The 20456-nt window shown below is 46.5% G+C and carries 22 protein-coding genes and 1 riboswitch; of the genes, 16 read left to right on the plus strand and 6 right to left on the minus strand.

The features are described 5' to 3' along the window. Positions 1-134: 134 nt before the first annotated feature. On the plus strand, positions 135-731 hold the full coding sequence (locus tag ACR2PX_RS18875; RefSeq protein ID WP_434000909.1) for a transposase: 597 nt from the start codon (positions 135-137) through the stop codon (positions 729-731). Here ACR2PX_RS18875 and ACR2PX_RS18880 read toward each other — a convergent pair. Then, complete coding sequence (locus ACR2PX_RS18880) at positions 627-1025, minus strand: cupin domain-containing protein (RefSeq protein WP_434000910.1); 399 nt, start codon at positions 1023-1025, stop codon at positions 627-629. The two genes, ACR2PX_RS18875 and ACR2PX_RS18880, sit on opposite strands and share 105 nt — an antisense overlap. 239 nt (positions 1026-1264) lie before the next feature. Between ACR2PX_RS18880 and ACR2PX_RS18885 the strand changes: the two genes are divergently transcribed. After that, the gene (locus ACR2PX_RS18885) at positions 1265-2662 is read left to right on the plus strand and encodes a TolC family outer membrane protein (protein WP_434000911.1); all 1398 of its coding nucleotides are present in this window, start codon (positions 1265-1267) and stop codon (positions 2660-2662) included. Positions 2663-2785: 123 nt separating this feature from the next. Here ACR2PX_RS18885 and waaA read toward each other — a convergent pair whose 3' ends face one another. After that, positions 2786-4075: a lipid IV(A) 3-deoxy-D-manno-octulosonic acid transferase gene (gene waaA / locus ACR2PX_RS18890; protein ID WP_434000912.1), complete on the minus strand. Its 1290-nt coding sequence runs from the start codon at positions 4073-4075 to the stop codon at positions 2786-2788. 87 nt (positions 4076-4162) lie between these two features. Here waaA and ACR2PX_RS18895 point away from each other — a divergent pair, with 87 nt between their 5' ends. The 14 genes from ACR2PX_RS18895 (at position 4163) to ACR2PX_RS18960 (ending at position 17891) form a co-directional block, all read left to right on the plus strand. Continuing rightward, entirely contained in the window at positions 4163-4882 is a 720-nt protein-coding gene (locus tag ACR2PX_RS18895; protein ID WP_434000913.1) for a hypothetical protein, read from the plus strand. Positions 4883-4969: 87 nt separating this feature from the next. Beyond that, positions 4970-6421 (plus strand): cobyric acid synthase, encoded by a 1452-nt coding sequence (locus ACR2PX_RS18900; RefSeq protein WP_434000914.1) that lies wholly within the window; start codon positions 4970-4972, stop codon positions 6419-6421. Between the two features lie 115 nt (positions 6422-6536). Further along, positions 6537-7136 carry a cob(I)yrinic acid a,c-diamide adenosyltransferase gene (locus ACR2PX_RS18905; protein WP_434000915.1) on the plus strand — a complete coding sequence of 200 codons (600 nt, stop codon included), beginning with the start codon at positions 6537-6539 and terminating at the stop codon, positions 7134-7136. 261 nt (positions 7137-7397) lie between these two features. Next, a riboswitch (cobalamin riboswitch) is annotated at positions 7398-7616 on the plus strand. Positions 7617-7812: 196 nt separating this feature from the next. Then, positions 7813-8853 (plus strand): cobalamin-binding protein, encoded by a 1041-nt coding sequence (locus ACR2PX_RS18910; RefSeq protein WP_434000916.1) that lies wholly within the window; start codon positions 7813-7815, stop codon positions 8851-8853. Between the two features lie 4 nt (positions 8854-8857). Next, a complete protein-coding gene (locus tag ACR2PX_RS18915; protein ID WP_434000917.1) occupies positions 8858-10762 on the plus strand; it encodes a TonB-dependent receptor domain-containing protein in 1905 nt (634 codons plus the stop codon). An 87-nt stretch (positions 10763-10849) separates the two neighbouring features. Continuing rightward, entirely contained in the window at positions 10850-11434 is a 585-nt protein-coding gene (locus ACR2PX_RS18920) for a cobalamin adenosyltransferase (protein WP_434000918.1), read from the plus strand. Positions 11435-11492: 58 nt separating this feature from the next. Further along, complete coding sequence (locus ACR2PX_RS18925; protein WP_434000919.1) at positions 11493-11978, plus strand: hypothetical protein; 486 nt, start codon at positions 11493-11495, stop codon at positions 11976-11978. 111 nt (positions 11979-12089) lie between these two features. After that, entirely contained in the window at positions 12090-13034 is a 945-nt protein-coding gene (locus tag ACR2PX_RS18930; protein WP_434000920.1) for a CNNM domain-containing protein, read from the plus strand. Positions 13035-13204: 170 nt separating this feature from the next. Then, entirely contained in the window at positions 13205-13678 is a 474-nt protein-coding gene (locus tag ACR2PX_RS18935) for a YHS domain-containing (seleno)protein (protein ID WP_434000921.1), read from the plus strand. Between the two features lie 86 nt (positions 13679-13764). Next, positions 13765-14295, plus strand: a complete 531-nt coding sequence (locus tag ACR2PX_RS18940) for a hypothetical protein (RefSeq protein WP_434000922.1) — start codon at positions 13765-13767, stop codon at positions 14293-14295. A 35-nt stretch (positions 14296-14330) separates the two neighbouring features. After that, entirely contained in the window at positions 14331-15185 is an 855-nt protein-coding gene (locus tag ACR2PX_RS18945; protein ID WP_434000923.1) for a hypothetical protein, read from the plus strand. Next, positions 15182-16102 (plus strand): cyanophycin synthetase, encoded by a 921-nt coding sequence (locus ACR2PX_RS18950; RefSeq protein WP_434000924.1) that lies wholly within the window; start codon positions 15182-15184, stop codon positions 16100-16102. Before ACR2PX_RS18945 ends, ACR2PX_RS18950 begins: the two co-directional genes overlap by 4 nt. Positions 16103-16117: 15 nt before the next feature. Continuing rightward, positions 16118-17365, plus strand: a complete 1248-nt coding sequence (locus tag ACR2PX_RS18955) for a hypothetical protein (RefSeq protein ID WP_434000925.1) — start codon at positions 16118-16120, stop codon at positions 17363-17365. Then, the gene (locus ACR2PX_RS18960; protein WP_434000926.1) at positions 17355-17891 is read left to right on the plus strand and encodes a DinB family protein; all 537 of its coding nucleotides are present in this window, start codon (positions 17355-17357) and stop codon (positions 17889-17891) included. The genes ACR2PX_RS18955 and ACR2PX_RS18960 overlap by 11 nt, the downstream gene beginning before the upstream one ends. Here the strand turns inward: ACR2PX_RS18960 and rsuA are convergent. From rsuA to ACR2PX_RS18980, 4 genes are all read right to left on the minus strand, one after another. Continuing rightward, positions 17878-18579, minus strand: a complete 702-nt coding sequence (gene rsuA, locus ACR2PX_RS18965) for a 16S rRNA pseudouridine(516) synthase RsuA (RefSeq protein WP_434000927.1) — start codon at positions 18577-18579, stop codon at positions 17878-17880. The genes ACR2PX_RS18960 and rsuA overlap by 14 nt on opposite strands. After that, positions 18576-19373: a YccT family protein gene (locus ACR2PX_RS18970; protein ID WP_434000928.1), complete on the minus strand. Its 798-nt coding sequence runs from the start codon at positions 19371-19373 to the stop codon at positions 18576-18578. Before ACR2PX_RS18970 ends, rsuA begins: the two co-directional genes overlap by 4 nt. Before the next feature lie 98 nt (positions 19374-19471). Continuing rightward, the gene (locus ACR2PX_RS18975; RefSeq protein ID WP_434000929.1) at positions 19472-20164 is read right to left on the minus strand and encodes a hypothetical protein; all 693 of its coding nucleotides are present in this window, start codon (positions 20162-20164) and stop codon (positions 19472-19474) included. A 27-nt stretch (positions 20165-20191) separates the two neighbouring features. Further along, positions 20192-20437, minus strand: a complete 246-nt coding sequence (locus ACR2PX_RS18980; RefSeq protein WP_434000930.1) for an IS1 family transposase — start codon at positions 20435-20437, stop codon at positions 20192-20194. Positions 20438-20456: the final 19 nt, after the last annotated feature.

Here is a 20456-nt window from a genome sequence, read left to right on the forward strand (position 1 = left end):
GTGCCTACGGCTACAGAAACAGAGAAAGATTCAAAACGGCGATTTACTTTCATTGTGGTGGTCTTGATCTTTATCCAAGAGGGGTAATCCGATGAAATTCACCCACACAATCTGAGGTAGAGCCCAAAGACGGTTTGTTCAAGCTGAAACGACCCGTCAAGCCAGAATGGATGAGCCAGGAATTCAACGATCAGATGCCTGGAAAGCTGGTTATTCGTGCGATTAGAAATAAAACTCGTACAATTGTTACTACTTTGCTGGATGCTGAAGAATATTCCCGTACCGAAATTATTGCGCTGTATCTGAAGCGCTGGCACGTTGAAACCGATTTTGATGTGATCAAAACCACAATGAAGATGGATATGCTGCGATGCAAAAGTCCGGAAATGGTGAGAAAAGAAATCTCGGTAAACTTGCTGGTTTACAACGTGATACGCGCCCTTATGGGCAAAGTGGCAGAACACATCGGCAAGACACCCAGAGAGGTTAGTTTTAAAGCGGCACAGGAGACACTTGTTTCCTTCCACCAGACGTTGCTGGGAGCCTCCGGTAACTGGCTTGAAGAGAAGATCATCAACATGCTGGAAATAATAGGCCAGCATGTTGTTGGCAACCGTCCGGGAAGGTCAGAGCCGAGGGCTGTAAAGAGACGACCAAAGCCGCATAAAAGGTTGCAACATCCAAGAGCGCAGGCACGCAGACTCAAGCAATACCAAGGAAAGGCGGCTTAAGTCAGTGCCATTGGCGTGAGAGCTGCCGGGTGGGTTTCTGAGATAACTGCCTGGACCAAAGTTTCCTGCCTCATCAGAAAAAATACCTGATAACACCAGGATTTCTTCGCCAGCCGGGTGGAGATGTTCTGGAAAGCTGGCTCCTGCAACATACTGAACAATACTTGTTGCATGTCCTGACTCTCTGTCTTCTCTGGCCAGTGGCTTACGAAAGACTTTGCTGGCAGGGCTGGGTTGCCATTCCTGATTCTCCGTTTCGATGATAACGGATTCTTGAAAATTCATGTTCAGCATGAAGCAGTACCTGTCTAACTATAAGACGATGGTCGATAATTCGGTGCCGGTTTATTGATTGGCTTTACCGAAATAATGGTGGTCAGTATGAAGAAGTCAGTTAAAATCTTCACAAACTCGGTTTATTGCTTTTGACGACAGGTAAACTAGTGTAAATTCACCCAGTTGCGCTTGAGTTACAGTAGGTTTACCCACATCATTGTTCGGCTTTCGGGCCCATTTTTCAAGGAACTGGAGATATGCCACGAACTTTTCGTAGAGGCTTTTTGCTGGCAGCCCTGGCCGGCTCAATACTGTCTGCTCATGCAGCTGAGACAGAATACAATTTGCTGGATGTTTACAATCTGGCGCTGAAGAATGATGCCCAGCTGGCCGCTGCGCGGGCTGACATGATGGCAACTCAGGAAGGCAGTACCCAGGCGCGTGCGCTTCTGTTACCTAATCTCTCCCTTTCTGGTGGCACCCAGTACAACAAGACCAAGTCTGAAACGACTGCCGGTGACGTAAAGGACAGCTACAACTCCAATACCTGGGGGGCGTCTCTTAATCAGCCGCTGTTCAATATGGCAAGTTGGTTTGGGTATGACTCTGCCAAGTTTCAAAGTGCTCAAGCGGAAGCAACCTTTGGGTACGAGCAGCAAAACCTGATTTTAAGAGTGTCTGAAGCTTACTTTAATGTACTGAGAGCAGAAGACAGTTTAATTACTGCTATTGCAGAAGAAAAGGCTGTGAAACAGCAGCTCGATCAGGCGCGTGAGCGTTACAATGTGGGTTTGATCGCTGAAACTGATGTTCTGGAAGCCAGAGCTCGTTATGACGACTCTCGTGTCACCCGAATTGACGGTGAGAATCAGCTTTCCGTTGCATATGAGTCCCTGAGAACCATTACTGACATGGATATTCAGGACATTGGCAAGCTGAAGAAAACCATGCCGGTCAGTGCACCTGCGCCTGCCAACTCTGATCAGTGGGTGAATAATGCCATCAAGAGTAACTTGCAGCTTGAGGCAGCACGGGAAAGCCTGAAGGCAGCGGATAGCAATATCAAAGTCAAAAAGTCAGGTCATGCGCCGACAGTTGATGCTTTTGTAAGTTATAACTACAACTCCAGTAATGCCAGTACTGCCAGAGACCAAAGAACCTCAGAAGGCCTGACTACAGGCGATGGCGATCAGGCTGTTGTTGGCGTTAAGTTTACCCTGCCTTTGTTTGCCGGTGGTGGTACCAGCTCTCAGGTACGTCAGGCAACTTATCAGATGGAATCGGTTCAGCAGAACTACGACAAGGCTTTGCGTGAGATCAACTCAGGTACCCGTAACCTGTTCCGTACCGTTAACTCGGATGTTTCCCGGGTAGAATCGCGTTGTCAGGGGATTGTTTCTTCTGAAAGTGCTTTGAAAGCGACTCAGAGTGGTTATGAGGTGGGTACCCGAAACATTACTGATGTGCTGGATGCCCAGAAAACCCTCTTTGCTGCCCAGCGTGATTATCTGAATGCCCGTTATGACTTTATTGTGAACACTCTGAAGCTGAAGCAGACAGCAGGTACTTTGAATCCTAAAGATCTTTCTGAGCTGAATGGCTGGATTGTTTCTTCAGAAGAGATATCTATCCCTGCCCAGTGTCGTGCAGACTGATGAGCATGCTTGATGTAAATGGCTTGATCTAAATGGCTTGATCTAAATGGCTTGATGTAAACCGCCATGAACGATATAAAAAAATAGCGCTGATCTCAGCGCTATTTTTTACCCTGAAGTTTCTCAATCAAGGCGGTCGACGGTTTCTGTTACCAGCTTCAGAAGCTTCTGCAGCGCACCTCTATTACCTTCTACAAAGGCCTGAGCGTGGCTTCCCATCTTCTTTCTGGCGGTGTCATCAGTCAGCAAACTTGAAGCAATTTCTGCCAGTTGATCGGCATCTTGTATGGTTTTCATACCACCAGCTGCTTCCAGTTGCTGACTGATGTCCGTGAAATTGTACACGCTGGGGCCTGACAAAACCGGTATTCCCAGAGCGGCAGGCTCCAGCATGTTATGACCGCCATTCTCAATCAGACTGCCCCCCACAAAGGCAATGTCTGAGGTCGCATAGAGTTTCATCAGCTCACCCATAGTGTCGCCAATAATGACTTGAGTATCCGGCGAAGCTTCAGTGGCCTGACTGTGCCTTATGGTGCTGAATCCCTCACTTTCTGACAGCTCAAAGACGCTATTGAAGCGCTCTGGGTGCCTGGGGACAAGTAGCAACAGAGTGTCGGATCGTTTTTTGTGGACTTGGCGGAAGGCTTCCAGAATGGGCTTGTCTTCACCATCGTGCGTACTGGCGGCAATCAGTATTTTTGCTTTATGGCCCAGCCCTGATTCCCAACTGGATTTGAGCAGGGCTGCACTTTTGTTGATTTCATCATCCACTGACAGATCGAACTTAACGCTGCCAGTGATGGCCAGATGTTTGGCAGGCAAGCCCAGCTGTTTGAATCGCTCACCATCGTTTTCGTTCTGGCAGGCCACCAGATGAATATTCTCCATCATCTTCCGGGTCAGGGAGCCCAGCTTGGCATAACCCCGGGCAGACTTCTCCGATAACCGAGCGTTCACAATAACGACTGGAATGTCTCTGGCATTGCAGGCTGCAATGGTATTTGGCCAGAGTTCTGTTTCCATTATCAGTGCCATTTTGGGATGAATCCGATTTAAAAAACGGCTTTGGGCATCGGGAAGGTCGTAGGGGCAATAAACATGGAAAACACGGTCACCATAAATGCTTTTAACACGTTCTGAGCCGGTTGGAGTCATGGTAGTAATAACAAAGCAATGATCTGGATACCGGTTCATCAGCGCTTTGACCATGGGCGCACTGGCTATGGTTTCGCCAACGGACACTGAGTGAATCCAGATAACCGGTTTGTCATTAGCCAGCTTTTTGATAAAGCCAAAGCGTTCTCCCCAGCGATAGCCATAAGCCGGTGATTTTCTTGCACGCAGAACGAGCTTGATCAGGACAGCAGGTATCGCCAAGTAAAGTAATACTGAATATAGGAATCGACTCATGCTAAGGCTGGATTCGTTGAGAGTTGCAGTATCAGCTATGTTAACAGATAGAACCTGACCTGAAACAGATTTATGGATTGAATCTGCATGGCTTTCAAAATCGAGCATACCCGGATCTATCAAAAGCTGGCCACGTTTAGCCATGCTTCACCGCTGGCATGGTTTCGAGGAAGGAAGCTGACCAAGGCTTATAGCTTTCCTGTTCGCAGAAAATCACTTTCCCAATGGCTGAGGCGAAGCCGCATAATACGAAGGATGAGCAGCAAACTGACCCATGTAAAGCCCAGGCTATATAAGGCTCTGGGATTGGTTACCAGAAAAAAGAAGTTGATTGATCAGCGTTGTCGACAGCATCTGAGAGATGCCGTGGTGGCGAGCATGCGAGATAAACCGGATGAGTTCATGCAGGCTGTTTTTCAATTGCGAAAACAGGTGGGGCAAGGTTTGGGGTTGGTCGGGAAGCCGAACTCTATTGAGGATTTTGTCAGTGAGGTGAGTCGCTGTCTGCAGGATGCCCAGAAAACCCCGCAGTTTATTGCTTATCTTCAGCAGCGATTGCAGGAGCCGGGTAGCCGAATCAATCGACTGGAAAATTCACTCAAAGACTGTTTTGAAGCCATGATGGCTGAGAGAGACATTAATCCCAATCAAATGATGGCTCTGACATCAGCCAGGGCCCTGCTGTCAGAGCTCGCTTATCAGACCTTCGATGATAAAAGTGCCTTCAAGCACTGGTGTCAGGCGCACAGAGAATCCGATGAGAAAATGATGCTGGAAATCAATAAAGCGCTTGCATCCATCCAGTGAACGGTACCAAACTCCCGTCACTTCATTTTCAGAACTGCCATTCTCAGACCTATGAATCATTCAAAACCACCAGGGCAACGTACTCTCATGGTTCAGGGAACCACCAGTGATGCCGGTAAAAGTGCGTTGGTCACTGGACTTTGCCGGGCTTTTAGCAGGCGGGGTATTTCAGTGGCACCTTTCAAACCACAGAATATGGCTCTGAACAGTGCTGTGACTGAGGACGGTGGTGAGATTGGCAGAGCACAGGCGCTGCAGGCATTAGCTGCAGGTCTTGAACCCCATACTGATATGAACCCTGTCTTACTGAAGCCTAACTCCGATATAGGTGCTCAAGTCATCGTCAATGGGCGTTCTATCGGGGACATGAATGCCCAGACCTATCACGAATACAAGCCCAGGTTGTTGGAATCGGTTTTGCAATCCTGGCAAAGGCTGACAGATCAATACCACTTTGTTCTTGTGGAAGGCGCAGGAAGCCCTGCTGAAATCAATCTCCGTGATAGGGATATTGCCAACATGGGGTTTGCGGAAGCGGCCGACTGCCCGGTTATTATTGTTGCAGACATTGATAAAGGAGGGGTCTTTGCCCATCTCTACGGCACATTGGCTCTGTTGTCAGAATCTGAGCAAAACCGGGTAACAGGCTTTGCCATCAATCGCTTCAGAGGTGATATCAAGTTGCTGGAGTCAGGGCTGGACTGGCTTGAAAACAAAACAGGCAAGCCTGTACTGGGGGTTTTGCCTTACCTGCACGGTTTACATCTGGAGGCTGAAGATACGATTGAATCGCAGCAGGTTTCCCAGAATGGCGATGAGGTTTTGCAAATAGCGGTTCCCATTCTGACCCGAACCAGTAATCACACCGACTTTGATCCCCTTAGACTCAGACCTGATGTCGAGATCCACTTTGTCAGGAAAGGCGAGTCGATTCCTCCGGTCGATCTGATCATTATTCCAGGCACCAAGAATACCCGAACGGATCTGGCTTTCTTGCATGAAAATCAGTGGGATAAGGACATTCTCAGGCATCTGCGTTATGGCGGAAAACTAATGGGTATTTGCGGAGGCTATCAAATGCTGGGCAATGCTGTACATGATCCTAAGGGTATTGAAGGAGATGCTGGAAGTACCAAAGGGTTGGGTTTGCTGGAGTTGGAAACAACAATGGATGCTCAAAAGCAATTGAAGCGGGTGGCAGGAAGCCTTTCTCTTCCAGATAGAGAAGCGGTCAGAGTGACAGGTTATGAAATTCATGCAGGCATCACCAGCGGCTTGGCTCTGGAGAATCCTTTAATCCATCTGGAAGAAGAGGTGGATGGTGTTCTGTCAGAAGATCAACAGATTTTTGGTACCTACCTGCATGGCATTTTCGAAACGACTGAGGCATGCAATGCCCTTCTATCCTGGGCGGGCCTAAAGCAATTAGCGACAGTGGACTATGCAGGTCTCAGGGAAGAAGGCATCAACAGAATGGCAGATGCTGTAGAGCAGAACATTGATCTGGATAAATTAATGAGCGGTACTTTTTTTAAGTGAATATCAATTTTTTATTTTAAGTGAATATCAATTCTTTAGTGAAAATCAGTTTGCTACTTCGTATTTAACTTTGAAAGTGAAGTAAATTGTTTTTCTTTCGCTATGGGCATACAAAATGACAGAAGAACGTAAGGGCTATCGCCTGACCAAAATCTATACCCGTACCGGTGATAAGGGAACCACTCGTATTGGCAGTGGCGATGTCTTGTCAAAGGCGGACGACCGGATTGAAGCCATTGGTTCTGTTGATGAGACCAACAGTTGGATGGGAATGTTGCTGAATGAGCTCAGGCATTCGGATAACTTGACGGAGGCTCAGCTGAGCCAGGTCAGTGATATTCAGCACAGGCTGTTTGATGTCGGTGGAGAGTTGGCCATGCCGGGATATCAACTGATTCAGGAAGAACATACGACGGCGATGGAGGTGTTGATTGATGAGTTGAATGAGCACTTGCCTCCCTTGAAAAACTTCACACTGCCTGGTGGAGGCACGGCAGCGTGTCATTGTCACATGGTAAGAACGGTTTCCCGAAGAGCTGAGCGGGCAGTGATTCGACTGCGTGAATCAGGGGTTGAAATTAATGCACCCTTAATTACTTTCCTCAACAGACTGTCAGATGTGATGTATGTTCTCTCAAGGCATTGCGCCAGAAAAAACGAAGGAGAAGTGCTTTGGCAAGCTTCTCCCAAAACAAAAATCAGCGGAAGCCAGTAGGGCTCATGGCTATTTCGGCCTGAAATCCAGAAAGAGCGGCCAGTTTCTCAGTTGAATCTGTTTAAAATAGGTTGGCTATTCGCACAAATCCAACGGAAAAACTGACTCGCTCTACTGAATTTCATGCTCGAAAGCATAAGCCCTACAGGCTTCAGATTCGCTTTTCGTAAGAGGGGTGAATTAAAACGAAAGTTCGGGTAATATGCCCGATCTTTACGAAGGTCCCACGGTGCCTGCAGTCAGCATATAAAAAATGCTGACATTTCAGACGCTGTGGATCGTTTGCAAAACTGAATCTTTTCAAGATTGCAAACGTTAGGGAACAGGGTTTTAAACCCGGCTGTGCCCGCAACTGTGACGGAGTAATGTTTTCTCACGAAAGCCTGTGCAGGCTTGAATACCACTGGATTTAATATCCGGGAAGGTGAGAAAACGTGTTGATCCCGGAGTCAGGAGACCTGCCTTCAGTAAAGCAACCTGAAAGCTCGATTCTATCGAGCTTTCTAACCGGGCGGGTCACCTGGCGGTTGGGAAAATTCATATCTTCCCTGGATACTGATTGAATTCTCAGAGCGAGAATACATCAGGACTATCCTGCAGCTGGAGCACTCACCAGTCTGCCGTCTGCCGCTCTGAGAAAACAGCCATGAGCTGATCAAGGACTCTCAGGGATTCCATGAGGCATCTGTATCAAACAAATCGTGAACAGGGTAATTCACCACTCAAAGCGGTGAAGAACTTTTTCTGTTGCCTGCGAAAACGCGGAACTGAAAGAAAATTCCTGAGGTATCTTCTCCCGGCTATCTGGCTGGCTGTCTTTGTATTCTTTGGTCATACGACGTTGTTGCAGGCTGTAGAGGTTTGTATTGAAGACGACGTGCGAAGAGAAGTCTGTGTTCCCAAATCAGTTAAAAAAATTATCAGTCTTTCTCCTGGCGCAACGGAGTTGATCTATGCTGCAGGTGCAGGAAAAAATGTGGTTGCGGTTGACGATCACAGCGACTTCCCACCCGCAGTAGCTAAAGTGCCTCGAATAGGTGGCTTTCCCAATATCAGTGTTGAAGCCATCGCGGCCATGAATCCAGATGTCGTTGTCGCCTGGGCAGGAGGCAACAGCCCGAAAGTGACCTCAAGACTGGAGTCACTGGGAGTCAGGGTCTTTTATATTGACCCTCTGAGTTTTCCTGACATCGCGTCGGCTATTAAACGCCTGGGCAAACTGTTTGGTACTTCTCTGGTAGCGGATAAAGAGGCCGAAAGGCTTCTGGCTCGATATCAGTCCATCAAAAACAAATATCAGGTTAAAAAGCCTGTCACTGTCTTTTATGAAATCTGGAACAAGCCACTGATGAGTATCAGCAGAAACCAGATTATCGGTCAGGTGATAGAGCTCTGTGGCGGCCAGAATATTTATGCAGACTCGAAAATACGGGTCCCCAAAGTCAGCATGGAGTCCCTGTTGGGTAGAAACCCACAGGCGATTGTCAGTTCCAATAATCTGAAAGACGGTAAAACCATCGAAGAGCGATGGTCGAAATGGAGCGATCTTCAAGCGGTGAAACAGCACCATCTGTTGACCGTTGAAGGCAACCTGATATCCAGACCAACACCCCGGGTTCTGGATGCTGCCGAATCCCTTTGCCAACAACTTGAGAGCGTCAGAAAAGAAAGTCTCGCCAAGGCTTCAAAGACGCCAGAAAACACACATAAGGAATAACCCCGTGTCCCATACATTGCGTATTGCCGTAGCACTGGCGACGGCTGGCCTGGCTGGCACGCTGCAGGCCAATGAAGAAGTGACCAAGCTGGATAAAGTGGTTGTGACGGCTTCCAGAACGGCTCAGTCTGTTGATGAAGCTTTGGCTCCCGTTACTGTCATTACCCGAGAGGATATTGAGCGCAGTCAGGCGACAGATGTTACCGAGCTACTAAAGCAAGTTCCGGGTGTTCAGATCAATAGGAGTGGTGGCCCAGGAGCATTGTCCTCTGTCTTTATACGAGGAGCCAGTTCTTCACAGACATTGGTAATAGTTGACGGTCAACGATTGAACAGCCCTACCGCGTCAACACCAGAGTTCCAATACTTAACTCCAGATCAGATTGAAAAAATTGAGATTGTCCGTGGCCCCAAGTCTAGCTTATATGGTGCTGATGCAATTGGTGGTGTCATTCAAATATTTACACGAAGAGGTCAGGGAAATCCAAAGCTGACCGTTAAAGTTGGTGCAGGTAGTAGAAACACTAGTGATATAGGAGTGAATTATGGTGGTGAGGTCAATGGTACCCGCTTTAACATAGGCGCTAGCCTGTTTGAAACTGCCGGATATGACTATACGAATGACAATTACTCTGTAAATACAGGTGCAAACCTAGATGATGATGGATATAGAGATAAGTCATTTACTGGGCAGATTTCGCATATATTTGAGACAGGAACTGAGTTAGGTTTTAGTCTTATACATAATCAGGGTAAATCAGAATTTGATGGATATACGAGTGATAAGTCGTATAAAAATTACCCATATAATGCCTATACAGAGTTTAAGTCTTCAACAGCAAATATTTATGCGGTAGTACCTGTTTCAGAGTCTATTACAACCAGAGTTGATGCTGGATATACTGCACTAGAGAGCAAACAGCTTGGTAAGAATGCTGACTCTAAAGCTCCTTATACGCCAAATTATTATGATACTGAACGTTACTCAGTAGTGGCACAAGGAGATATTTCTTGGCTGGATAGCCAGCTTTTGACACTTGGCGTGGATTATTACAAGGATGAGGTTGATAGCAGCAGTAAATATCTTAATCCTGAAACCAGTAAGAAGGTTGATTCTCGATACAACGCAGCAATTTTTGCTCAGAATCAATCTGATTTTGGCTGGAGTGATCTGCAGGTCGGGCTGCGCAGAGATAAAAATGAGTCCTTTGGCTATAGCACGACTGGAAATATAGCTTGGGGAGTTGATTTACCTAAAAACTTCAGAATAGTTACCTCCTATGGAACAGCTTTTAGAGCTCCTTCATTTAATGACCTCTACTATCCAGACTCTGGGAATCCTAATATCAAGCCAGAGACTTCCAAAAATGCTGAGTTGGCTTTAAAAGGGCAGCATGAGATTGGCAACTGGTCTGTTGCTCTTTTCCAGAATGATATGGAGGATCTTATTGCTTGGGCTCCTTCTGCTGCCGATCCAAATAAATGGGTGCCTTCTAACGTTGACGAAGCCAGAATTAAGGGTATTGAAGCTGTTCTTCAAAAGAGGATTGATGATTGGAATATCAGAGCGTCAGCAACTGTACTGGATGCGAAAGATACCAAAAGGGATAAAGTTCTTGTTAGGAGAGCTGAGCAGTTTGCAACGCTCGATGTTGATAGACAGTTTGGTCTTTTTTCTCTTGGTTCATCCATCAGAGCACAAGGTCACTCTTATGATGATGTCGAGAATAAAACACGTTTAGCTGGCTTCGTAACAGTTGATGTTAGAGGTGGATATAGGGTAACTAAAGAGCTTCTTACGGAGCTGAAAGTGGTTAATTTGCTTGATAAGGATTACCAAACAGCGAATGGTTATAAAAGTGAGCCAAAAGGAGTATTTCTGACTCTGACCTGGGCTCCTGAGTTGTAAGCAACTTCTTGTACTATTACGTCTGATATGTGTTTTTTTAAGCTCTCATTCCTCTTGGAATGAGAGCTTTTTTATAAGGTGGTTGATATGACACTTAAAAAATCCAAAGACATTCGGGAGCTTTGCTATCCCTTTATTTATGAGCATTCCCCTCTGTGTGATCACGAGATCATTACAGATGAGCTTTGCACGACACTGGGTGGAGCTATTTATGAGCTGGAAGGCGACGATAGGTTTAAGGATATCTACGATTTTCTCTGTGAGTTACAGCCGAAAATTTTTCATCTCAATGCTTCCATACGAGGAAAACAGGCCATATTCGAGGAGCAGATAGAATGGCTTGCTGGTCATTTTGATCGTTACCAGGAAGAGATTGCCGGACGTATCAAAGGCTTTGTTTTACCGCGTGGGCCTCGTCCGGTTCAGTTACTCCACAGCTGTCGTTCACTCAGTAAAAAAGCGATCAGAGCTATGGTATCTGTCGATGCCGAAGGGATAGAAGTGCCGGACGTATTGCATCGGTTTGCCAACATGCTTTGCAATCTGTTTTTCAGGCTAACAGTGGTCATTAATGGACGACTGGGGATCAAGGAACCTGAATACGTGAGCAAGAGTTATAAGTCAAAACCCGCCTCAAAATTAAGGCAACAGTCTGCGAAAAAGGTTGTGTAAGTAGGAAACTTCGCTTTAGGATAGAAATATGGTTCTAAAATAAAAAATGGAGACCATAATGAGAAAGGGACTTTCTTCTCAATCCTTGGCACGTTGCTTCATGAAGTTCGTTGTACTGTCTTCTCTGGTGTTAAGTTTCAATAGCTTTGCCGAGTTTGAATGCACAGTAAATAAAGAAGGTCGCTTTGATAATGCCGTTTCTGATCATCTTGATCTCTCTTTGGATATTTTGAGCAAGGATGATTCAGCAATCGCAATGCTGACTATAACGGACAGAGTCAGTGACGAAGCTTTTCTGGTAATGATCAAGCCGGAGTTTGATCAACATAAGCAATTGTCGAACTGCAAAAAAAGTGGCCAATACGGTTATCTGACCTATCAATGGCAGGGTCATCAATCCATACCCGAGGGTATGAATGGCAGAATTGAATTGGCTTTTTCTCCAGACCAGGATCATTTTATCGGGACAGTCACTCTGTTCCGGGGAGAGAAAAAAGGCAAGTATGTTTCTAATGTTGCCTTTGTTAAGAAAGACTTTTACTAAGTAGCCGTTATTTGAAGTTAAGCCATGCGTCATAAAATCTTAATGTAAACTTATAGGTGAGGTGACCGATAAAAGACTATTCCCACGGACTGAAAACATGGAGGAGCAAGGATGCTTCTGGTTGTTGCTGTCGCCTGTCTGATTGTTGCCTTTACAGCCATTCTCTCAATTATTGAATCTGCCATCATTTATGTTGATGATCTCAGGTTGGCCACAATTCTGAGAAATAAGCCTGAAAACAAGGATGATATTAAATATATCATCAAGAACAAGGAGGCTCACTTATCCTCCATGGTGATGTTGATCACCCTGATCAGCATTTCTGGCAGTTCACTGATTGGTGCTATTGCCGCCAGGCATTTCAATGACACCGGTTTGGCCATATTTACGGCGCTGCTGACCTACTGCATGCTTGTTTTTGCCAAGATTCTGCCCAAACTTTTTGCTGTTCAAATGGCTGCGCCCGTACTCAATCATTCAGCCCGCTTCGTTAGAGTTATCTGCTTTCTGCTTCGTCCATTGCTCAAGATGACACTGGTCTGGGCCCGGCTGTTCAGGATTGAGAAAGCTCAGGAGCCCAGTCGGGATGAACTCAAAGGTATTATTCGTCACTTCAATAAATCCGGAGTCATTGAACGCGAAGAGCGTAAAATGGCCGAGCTGGCATTGAAGATGAATCAAAAAACGCTGGCGGCTTTGACGACAGAAGATGGGCCAATGGTTTGGCTGTCTTCGGACTCCAAAGTGGATGACGTTCAGGCGTTCATTTGTGAGCACAGCTACAAGCGATATCTAGTCGTTGAGAATGAAAAAGTGGTGGGAATTGTACTCTATCGCCATATCACCAGCTGCTTGGTCAAAGGTCACTCAAACAAGACCGTTGGCGATCTGGTCCGCCAGGTGATTTTTATGGATGAGGGTAATACCTTGCTGGATGCGGTTAAAGCCTTTGGCAACGCCCGGGCATCAGTGGCGTTACTGGCTGGACAGAATCCAGAACAGACCCGCATGGTGACTGCCAAGCAGGTTTATCAGGCCATACTGCAGGCTTCCTGATGCCTGCAGTCACTTCGTACTCCTTTAAAATCTTTTTCTATCAACTGTAAAAAAGATGACAATTCGGCTGCATTTCATTTTTATTCCTGCTTTTGAAACCATTTAATTTGCCTTGTCGTATATCCAGTCATAAGGACAATAATTTTTTGAATGTCAGAGGGGCAAAACAAATGACCAAGCCAACCCGCTTATCGTTCTCTAGGGGGATATGGGCCAGACTAATCATGGCACTGACACTGGTCTTTTCGGTGCAGGCTATGGCTGAAGATAAGATTTATACCGGTTTCTTCAGCGATAAAGCTGTGAGTGGCTATGACCCTGTGGCTTACTTCACTGAAGGCAAGCCAGTAAAAGGTTCCGACAAGTTCACTGCGCGTTATAAAGATGCTACCTGGTACTTCAAGAGTGCTGAGCACAAAAAACTGTTTCAGGAAAATCCTGAAAAGTATGCCCCTCAATACGGTGGTTACTGTGCCTGGGCTGTGGCTCATGGTGACACCGCCAGTGCTGATCCCCATCAATGGACCATCGAAGATGGCAAGCTTTATCTGAATTACAACGAGTCTATTCAGAAGGACTGGCTGAAAGATAAACTGAATCTGATTAAAGATGCAGATAAGAACTGGCCAAAAGTCATTAAATAAAGCCTTTAAAATAATTTATTAGTAAATTGTTCTCATGACACCGGTTAGATAGAGTTCGCACTAACCGGTGCCTGGAAATCTTCATCATGAAAAAACGCATCATACAAGTATTTAGCTGGTTAACTACGCTCTGGATTCTCAAAGTCTTTTTATCATCGTTGCCGTACAAGTTCACAAGTCACCCTGATACCCAGCATATCTTTGGAACTATTGGTCAATGGATGCAGGGAGCTCTTGGTAAGTCAATTGGGGAGTGGTTTATTCAATATGGCGCTTACGCGGTAGGTACGGCTGAGCTGCTTATATCCATACTTCTGCTCTCATCTGTTGTTTTGTTTATTAAAACCAAAGTGTCAGGGTCTTCAGGAAAAATCACTCAAAGCCTTATTCATTGCATCGGAGGCCTTGCGGCGTCAGGAGTAATGTTTGGCGCAGCTTTCTTCCATCTGGCCACTCCCCTGGGGATTGAAGTCTTGCATCAGGGGAAGAGTGATGGAGGCTCTTTGTTCTATGCAGCGGTCTCTATTCTGATACTGGGGTTGGTGATGGCCATCGCAAACTTCTCTCTTCTGAATGAAGAGTGGAAAGAAGAAAAGTCAGCGAGAGCTACTGTTTAAAGCCTTCAGGACAATTACATCAGGAAGTGATCATTATGATTATTCGTTCGTTGCTGGTCCTGGGGTTCATCTGGCATGCCTTGAGACAAAGAGTGAAACCCTGGCTGTTTTTTCAATTGAATGCCGATTACTTCAATGATGCCAAAGGACTTTATTCCAAGCTTGATATGGACGAGTCCATTCCCAGACGGTGGCGTTTGAATCAGAGTCTGGATACCGATGGCATAAAGCCAGAACATTACCCGGTTTTTCTGAAGCCAGAATGGGGACAGAACTCCGCCGGTGTTATCCGAATCGACAATGAGATCCAGTTAGAGGCGGCAAGAGCAAATCGCAATCCGGAAAGCGTACCCTACCTGATTCAGGATGGCGCCCAGGGCAAAAGAGAGTTCGAAGTGTTTGTGATTCGTTCACTGGACTCCACAAAGTGCTTCAAAACACTGTCCGTAACACAAGTTCTGAACACCAGTAGTGACTCCCATCCAGTGAATGGTATCTACAACAGTGAAACCTTTTATCTGGATAAAACTCACGAACTGGACAGGGAGCAGACTGATCATCTTGGCTTGCATCTGAGTCAGGCAGGACCGTTTCGAATGGCTCGCTATGGTATCCGGGCTGACAGCATTGAAGCGCTGTCAAAGGGGGAGTTCAAGATTTTTGAAGTGAATCTCTTCCTGCCGATGCCGCTGGTGTTGTTGAGCAAAAATCTGGGCACATTTGAGAAGTTGAAGCAGGTGGGACAACTGACTCATCAACTAGCTGAAGTGACCGGTGAGATTCCGGGAGCCCAGGAACGAAAAGCTATTTTTTTCAGGAAGTTGTTTTTCCTGAATCGACTGAATTTTAAAAAAATGTCAGCCAAGGCAGAAGAGGAGCTTGTGTCGTGAAAAGTGCTGTGAAAGTCATCAAGAAAGCGGTTTACAGCTACATCAGCCAGAAGTTCATGAACGGCTGCACTCAATACAACTCATTGGAAGTACGCAAGAGCTGTCGCTCAAAGGCTCAGGCGAGATCAGCCTTCAGCAAAAATGATATTCCCCATGCCCAAGGTGAAATTTTCATCAACCCATTCAACGCTATTCGTTTTGCCAAACAGCATGGTTTTCCTCTGGTGGTTAAGCCTAATGTAGGGGGATTCTCAAGAGGCAGCTATTTTCCCATTCGCAACTATCGGGAGTTATGGAAAGCGGCTCTGCTGGCCAAAATCTGGTGGCCGTCCAGTGTGGTTGAGCAGTATCTGGAAGGGAAAAACTACCGGGTTCTGGTGGCTAATGGTGAAGTAGTGTCTGTGATTCAACGTTTTGCCCCTTTTGTTACTGGTAATGGTCTGGACTCGATCAGTACTCTGATTGATCAGGAGAACACAGTCCGTAAAGAGATGGGGTTGCTGGATTGCATGTACCCTCTTCAGAAAAGTGAACAGACTCGAAAGTTTATAGCCAGGCAGGGATACGATCTGAACTCCGTCCCGGCCGAGCAAGAGCAGGTGAAGCTGTTTCATAGAATTGCCCTGGCACCAGGCGGTGTTATTGAATCCATTCCTGTTAACAAAGTGGCTAAGGAGAATGTGCGGCTGATGGAAAAGGTGCTGGATACCTTTGATGCCAATATTCTTGGTATCGATGTCATCATGGAAAAAGGCATAGAGCACAGTCATGAAGATCAGAAATGCATTCTTCTGGAAGTTAACTCCCGGCCTTACGTGAAAATGCACGACTACCCCAGGTACGGTGAAAAAGAAGATATTTCAGGGGTGTTTGAAAAGTTGGATAAACTCCAGGTCGCCCAGGCTGATGTTTTCTGAGACGGAGAGATGTCAGTGCATTACTTTTTTCAGTTTTCAGGTATCCATGCTTTTCTGGTCGGGTTGTTGCCATTTTTCCTGCCAACGGTTTTGTGGCAGAAGGGCTACTCGCTGACAGAAATTGCAGTGTTTATTGCCCTGTCAGGTGTTAGCTATCTTGTCACGCTGGTTGTTTGGGAAGTCCTGAGATCTGGAAAAGGAAGCGTCTGGTCTGTCAGAGCCTCTTTTTTGACTGAGATTTTGCTGGTGGCTGGACTGTTTTTCTTTCAGCAACAAACAGGCAATGACAATACAGGCTTAGTTCTGCTGGCCATCCTGAATGGTGTTTATGGTTGTTTCTACTGGATGGCGCAACGTCTTCTGTTTAAATCCATCAGTCATAGCCGGAATTCCGGTCAACACTTTGGCAACTTCCAGATATTGGTCGCAGTGCTTTTGAAAGTGGGTATTATCTCGGGTGCTTTTCTACTGGAACAGTCCAGTTACTCAGCCCTGTTTATGCTTAGCTCGTTGATTTCGCTGGTGGGCATTGCTCAGACATTTCGGCATAAGGTGTTGTCAGACATTAACTCGGCCTTCTCCGCACCAGCGGTCCGTTTTTCTCAAGTGCTTCGATTTCGAGATGGTTATGGTTCTCGCGGAGTGTTTTTTGCCGACGGTCTGTTTCTCTTCCTTGAAAGTTATTTCTGGACCCTCTCGCTTTATTTCATCAACAGCGAAAGTCTGCTCGAGCTTGGTGGGATGATGGTTATTCTGGCTGTTGCAGTAGCTGCACTGTTTAAACTGGTGCAGACTTTTATTGACCGGATAGCGGCTATCAGGCTTTTACGGGTAGCCATCATGCTTTATGCATTCAGCTGGCTGTTAAGAGGACTGGTGGATGACACTATGGCAACAGGGCTCCAGTATACGGTCATTCTGGTTGTTGCCTTCCTGACCAGTTTATTCCGCTTATCATTTAACAAAGTGTTCTTTGATCGTGCCGATAAGACGACTACTCATGCCTACCTTTTGTTGAAGAGTTATTGCTCTCAACTGGGTGTGGCTGTTTTGTTCGGTGTTATAGCGCTTTTAATGACCCAAGGGTTCGTTCTGCATCAAGGACAGCCACCTTTGGAAGCACTTCAGGCTGTGTATTTTGTTTCATCCATTCTGGCTTTGGTTTATTTCCGTTATAGCTGGCAGACCCAGTCTCAGGCAGCCAGAACGGACAGAAGAATAAAAGAAATTGAAAGGAAAGGGGATTCTTACCATGCGTACTGATTTTGAGCTGATACTTCAGGGCAATCAGGAAGCTGTTGAACAGATAATTGGTTTTGTTTCTGGCCTGAGTGCAGATGATTACCGGTTCAGGGATACCGATCTTTTTCAAAGCACAATCGGTCAGCATTTACGTCATGTTCTGGATCTGTATGAGGCTTTACGCGCTCCTGCTGAAGCAGGGTTAGTGGATTTTGATCTCAGACGGCGGGGCTTGTTGTTGGAGCATGAAAAGAGTGCCGGTCTGGCAGAATTGAAAGATTTACAGCAATGGTTGAAGTCATTGAAAGCGGAAGATCTGGCTACGTTGACTGAACTGAAAACAGAAGTACTGCTATCAGAAGCCAGCAGTATACGATTGAGTTCAAGTCTTGCAAGGGAGCTGATTTTTGCCAGCAGTCATCTGACTCATCATCTGGCATTGATGGCGACCATCGCCAAAGTAGCGGGCAATAAAATAGACCCATCCGTGGGTATGGCTCCTGCGACTTCCAGCTTTACCAGAAGTCAGTCTTCTATACAGAGTTGATTTCTTCTTCAGTGAGGTAGCGCCAACCCCCTGCATCCAGAGACCGGTCGAGAGTAATAGACCCGACCTGTTCCCGGTGAAGCGCTGTCACATGGTTGCCCAAAGCGGCAAACATACGCTTGACCTGGTGGTACTTGCCTTCATGAATGGTCAGCAGTACTTCCTGGTCAGAAATAAACTCGAGTTGTGCAGGGCGGGTCAGTTTTTTCTCCCCTTTGAGCTGAACACCTTGTGCAAACTGTTCAACTGCAGACGGATCCAGGGGAGAATCCAGCTCTACCCGATAACGTTTCCCACACTCTTTTGCGGGAGAAGTGATCCGGTGGGACCACTGACCATCATCTGTGATCAATACCAGCCCGGTGGTATCCACATCCAGTCGACCCGCAATTCTCAGACGATCTGATTTGATCACATCCAGCAAATCAATGACCGATGGGTACATCTCGGCCCTTGTTCCTGCGAGTGTTGAGCAGATAGTATCCAACGGTTTGTTGAGCATGATATAGCGAAACCCAACCAGAGAGAGTGGTTCGCCATCCAGCCGAACTTCAGAGTCAGAAGATACTTTTTGAGCAGGATTTTTAACGATGGCGCCATCAACACTGACCAATTCGGTTTTCAGAAGCCTTTTGGCTTCTGAGCGGGTCAGTTCGGTGCTTTCACAAAGGAATTTATCGAGTCTCACTGGCTGACTTGTTCCTGAGCCCAGTTAATAAAAGCCTTGCGGGTTTCCTGGTCGGATTTTTCAAACCAGTAACGCAGCATGCTGGCACTCATATTAGCATCACCTTTCTGATTGGCTGCAGAACCGTAAATTTCTTCATTCTGGGTTACATTGGCAAAGCCAGTGTTCTGCTCTGCAAATACACCCATGCCAGAAAACTCGCTGGCTGCTGCGGGGCTGTCGGTGCGATTAAACTTCTGAGTGTCTGCCGCATAGTTACGACCGAACTGGATTCCCTTGGTTGGCAGAATGGCGAACTCAAAGGGAACGGCTTCGCCTTTAGCATTCATCAATGTGATTTTGCTGGTGGGATTATTATTGATGGACTCGGCCTGACGCATGTTCTTCAATTTCGGAGCATCAATCGTGTATTTCTGACCGGCAATGGGATGGAAGGTCAGGATAAAGGGTTTGGATGTGAAGCGATTCCTGTCGCCACCATCAGTGACGACGTCAGACAGTTGAAAAACAACCTGATGGCGTTCGTCGGAAAGAGTGATGGGCTTATTGGCTTCAACTTTGAAGTCGAGTTCCTTGGCACTGACACCATCAAGAACCAGCAGTTCGGATTTTACCGGCAATTTCAGGGTGGCGTCTTTGGTTTTGGCTTCTGCAGCCCAGACCGAAGTGACCATAAACAAACTGAGAACTGCCATCAGAAACTGATTCAGCCATGAGCGATGATGCAAACTTGAGTGATGATGCAGCCATGAGCGATAATGCAACCTGGCAAAATCATTCAAATGAGAACGCATAGATGTCCCCTTATACCACTTATAAAATTGAGGGTGAGAGGCTGCACAACATGCCGGACTGAAGGGCTAAAAGCAAGAGGCATCCGTACCGCTTTGGCTCAGGCGGGTGTAAGTTCAAGCACAGAGTGCCCCCAGTCATCCTGCCAGATATCGGATTTTTTGACGGACAATGGTTGTTTAAAATCTGGGCCGTTGATCACCAGAGAGTGAAAGTCGCCTTCTTCACCGGTAGGGCAGATGCCTTTGGCTTCAATCTCATCAGCCAGTGAGGGGGTCAGGATTCGCCCCAGAAAGCTCTGATTCAGGGATTCATTCTTGACGCTGACGATCATGGTTTCCTGACCCACTAAAAACATATCTTTCAGAAGTTGTTTACGGTTGTAATGCCAGAGTGGGTAGCAGGTCTGGATGGCAGTATCTTCCAAAATTCGATCGTACCAATCCTTGTGGGCATCCAGATCAATATCGCCAAAAGCAAGATGGCTGACAGAATACTCATTGATGGCGGTTGCCAGTGCTTTCTTTAACCCTTGTTCATAACCACCGAACCCAGCCGAACCGAAAATAATAGGCGTATCCAGGCAGTCAGCCTGAGCCTGCAAGACATCCCGGTGCAGCCCATGAGCACTGGTTCTTTGTTCCCCGTCTTTGAGCATGGTGAGCAGGCAAGCTGGTTTTGCGCCACTCTGGCTTGAAATCCATCGAGCAAAGCAACCGTCTTTGCCTCCACTCCATGAAGACGCGAAACGAGCACCCGAAGAGGGCAATGAAGCTTGGGAAGAAATATTCATCAGCGGGTAAAAAAACCACCCTTACCGCTACTCCGGTAGGTTGCAAAAGCTGAGTCCATATCGGGTGGAGTGACCAGAGAAGATAGATTCGCTGGGTAGTGGAATAGTGTGTGTTTTGGCATAAATATCCAGCCCGAATTTTATCTTGTTGATCAGTAACCCGATGACAATATCATGCATTTTCTTAAGTTTGGAGAGGTATAATTTTCTTCGAGTCAAGCGTTTGACCCAGGTTCTGAAATTCAGATTTTCACACTCAATAGTATAAAACACATATTTGATCCACTATCGA

It is taken from the genome of Endozoicomonas sp., assembly GCF_051008435.1.
In the GTDB taxonomy this organism is placed as follows: Bacteria; Pseudomonadota; Gammaproteobacteria; order Pseudomonadales; family Endozoicomonadaceae; genus Endozoicomonas_A.

Excerpts from the sequence above, each read along its gene's own strand:
- ACR2PX_RS18970 (WP_434000928.1), bottom strand. The coding sequence starts at position 19,373 with ATGCGTTCTCATTTGAATGATTTTGCCAGGTTGCATTATCGCTCATGG.
- ACR2PX_RS18960 (WP_434000926.1), top strand. The coding sequence starts at position 17,355 with ATGCGTACTGATTTTGAGCTGATACTTCAGGGCAATCAGGAAGCTGTT.
- ACR2PX_RS18895 (WP_434000913.1), top strand. The coding sequence starts at position 4,163 with ATGGCTTTCAAAATCGAGCATACCCGGATCTATCAAAAGCTGGCCACG.
- ACR2PX_RS18925 (WP_434000919.1), top strand. The coding sequence starts at position 11,493 with ATGAGAAAGGGACTTTCTTCTCAATCCTTGGCACGTTGCTTCATGAAG.
- ACR2PX_RS18930 (WP_434000920.1), top strand. The coding sequence starts at position 12,090 with ATGCTTCTGGTTGTTGCTGTCGCCTGTCTGATTGTTGCCTTTACAGCC.
- ACR2PX_RS18880 (WP_434000910.1), bottom strand. The coding sequence starts at position 1,025 with ATGCTGAACATGAATTTTCAAGAATCCGTTATCATCGAAACGGAGAAT.
- ACR2PX_RS18900 (WP_434000914.1), top strand. The coding sequence starts at position 4,970 with ATGGTTCAGGGAACCACCAGTGATGCCGGTAAAAGTGCGTTGGTCACT.
- ACR2PX_RS18975 (WP_434000929.1), bottom strand. The coding sequence starts at position 20,164 with ATGAATATTTCTTCCCAAGCTTCATTGCCCTCTTCGGGTGCTCGTTTC.
- ACR2PX_RS18920 (WP_434000918.1), top strand. The coding sequence starts at position 10,850 with ATGACACTTAAAAAATCCAAAGACATTCGGGAGCTTTGCTATCCCTTT.
- ACR2PX_RS18910 (WP_434000916.1), top strand. The coding sequence starts at position 7,813 with ATGAGGCATCTGTATCAAACAAATCGTGAACAGGGTAATTCACCACTC.
- ACR2PX_RS18940 (WP_434000922.1), top strand. The coding sequence starts at position 13,765 with ATGAAAAAACGCATCATACAAGTATTTAGCTGGTTAACTACGCTCTGG.
- ACR2PX_RS18935 (WP_434000921.1), top strand. The coding sequence starts at position 13,205 with ATGACCAAGCCAACCCGCTTATCGTTCTCTAGGGGGATATGGGCCAGA.
- ACR2PX_RS18945 (WP_434000923.1), top strand. The coding sequence starts at position 14,331 with ATGATTATTCGTTCGTTGCTGGTCCTGGGGTTCATCTGGCATGCCTTG.
- ACR2PX_RS18885 (WP_434000911.1), top strand. The coding sequence starts at position 1,265 with ATGCCACGAACTTTTCGTAGAGGCTTTTTGCTGGCAGCCCTGGCCGGC.
- ACR2PX_RS18905 (WP_434000915.1), top strand. The coding sequence starts at position 6,537 with ATGACAGAAGAACGTAAGGGCTATCGCCTGACCAAAATCTATACCCGT.
- waaA (WP_434000912.1), bottom strand. The coding sequence starts at position 4,075 with ATGAGTCGATTCCTATATTCAGTATTACTTTACTTGGCGATACCTGCT.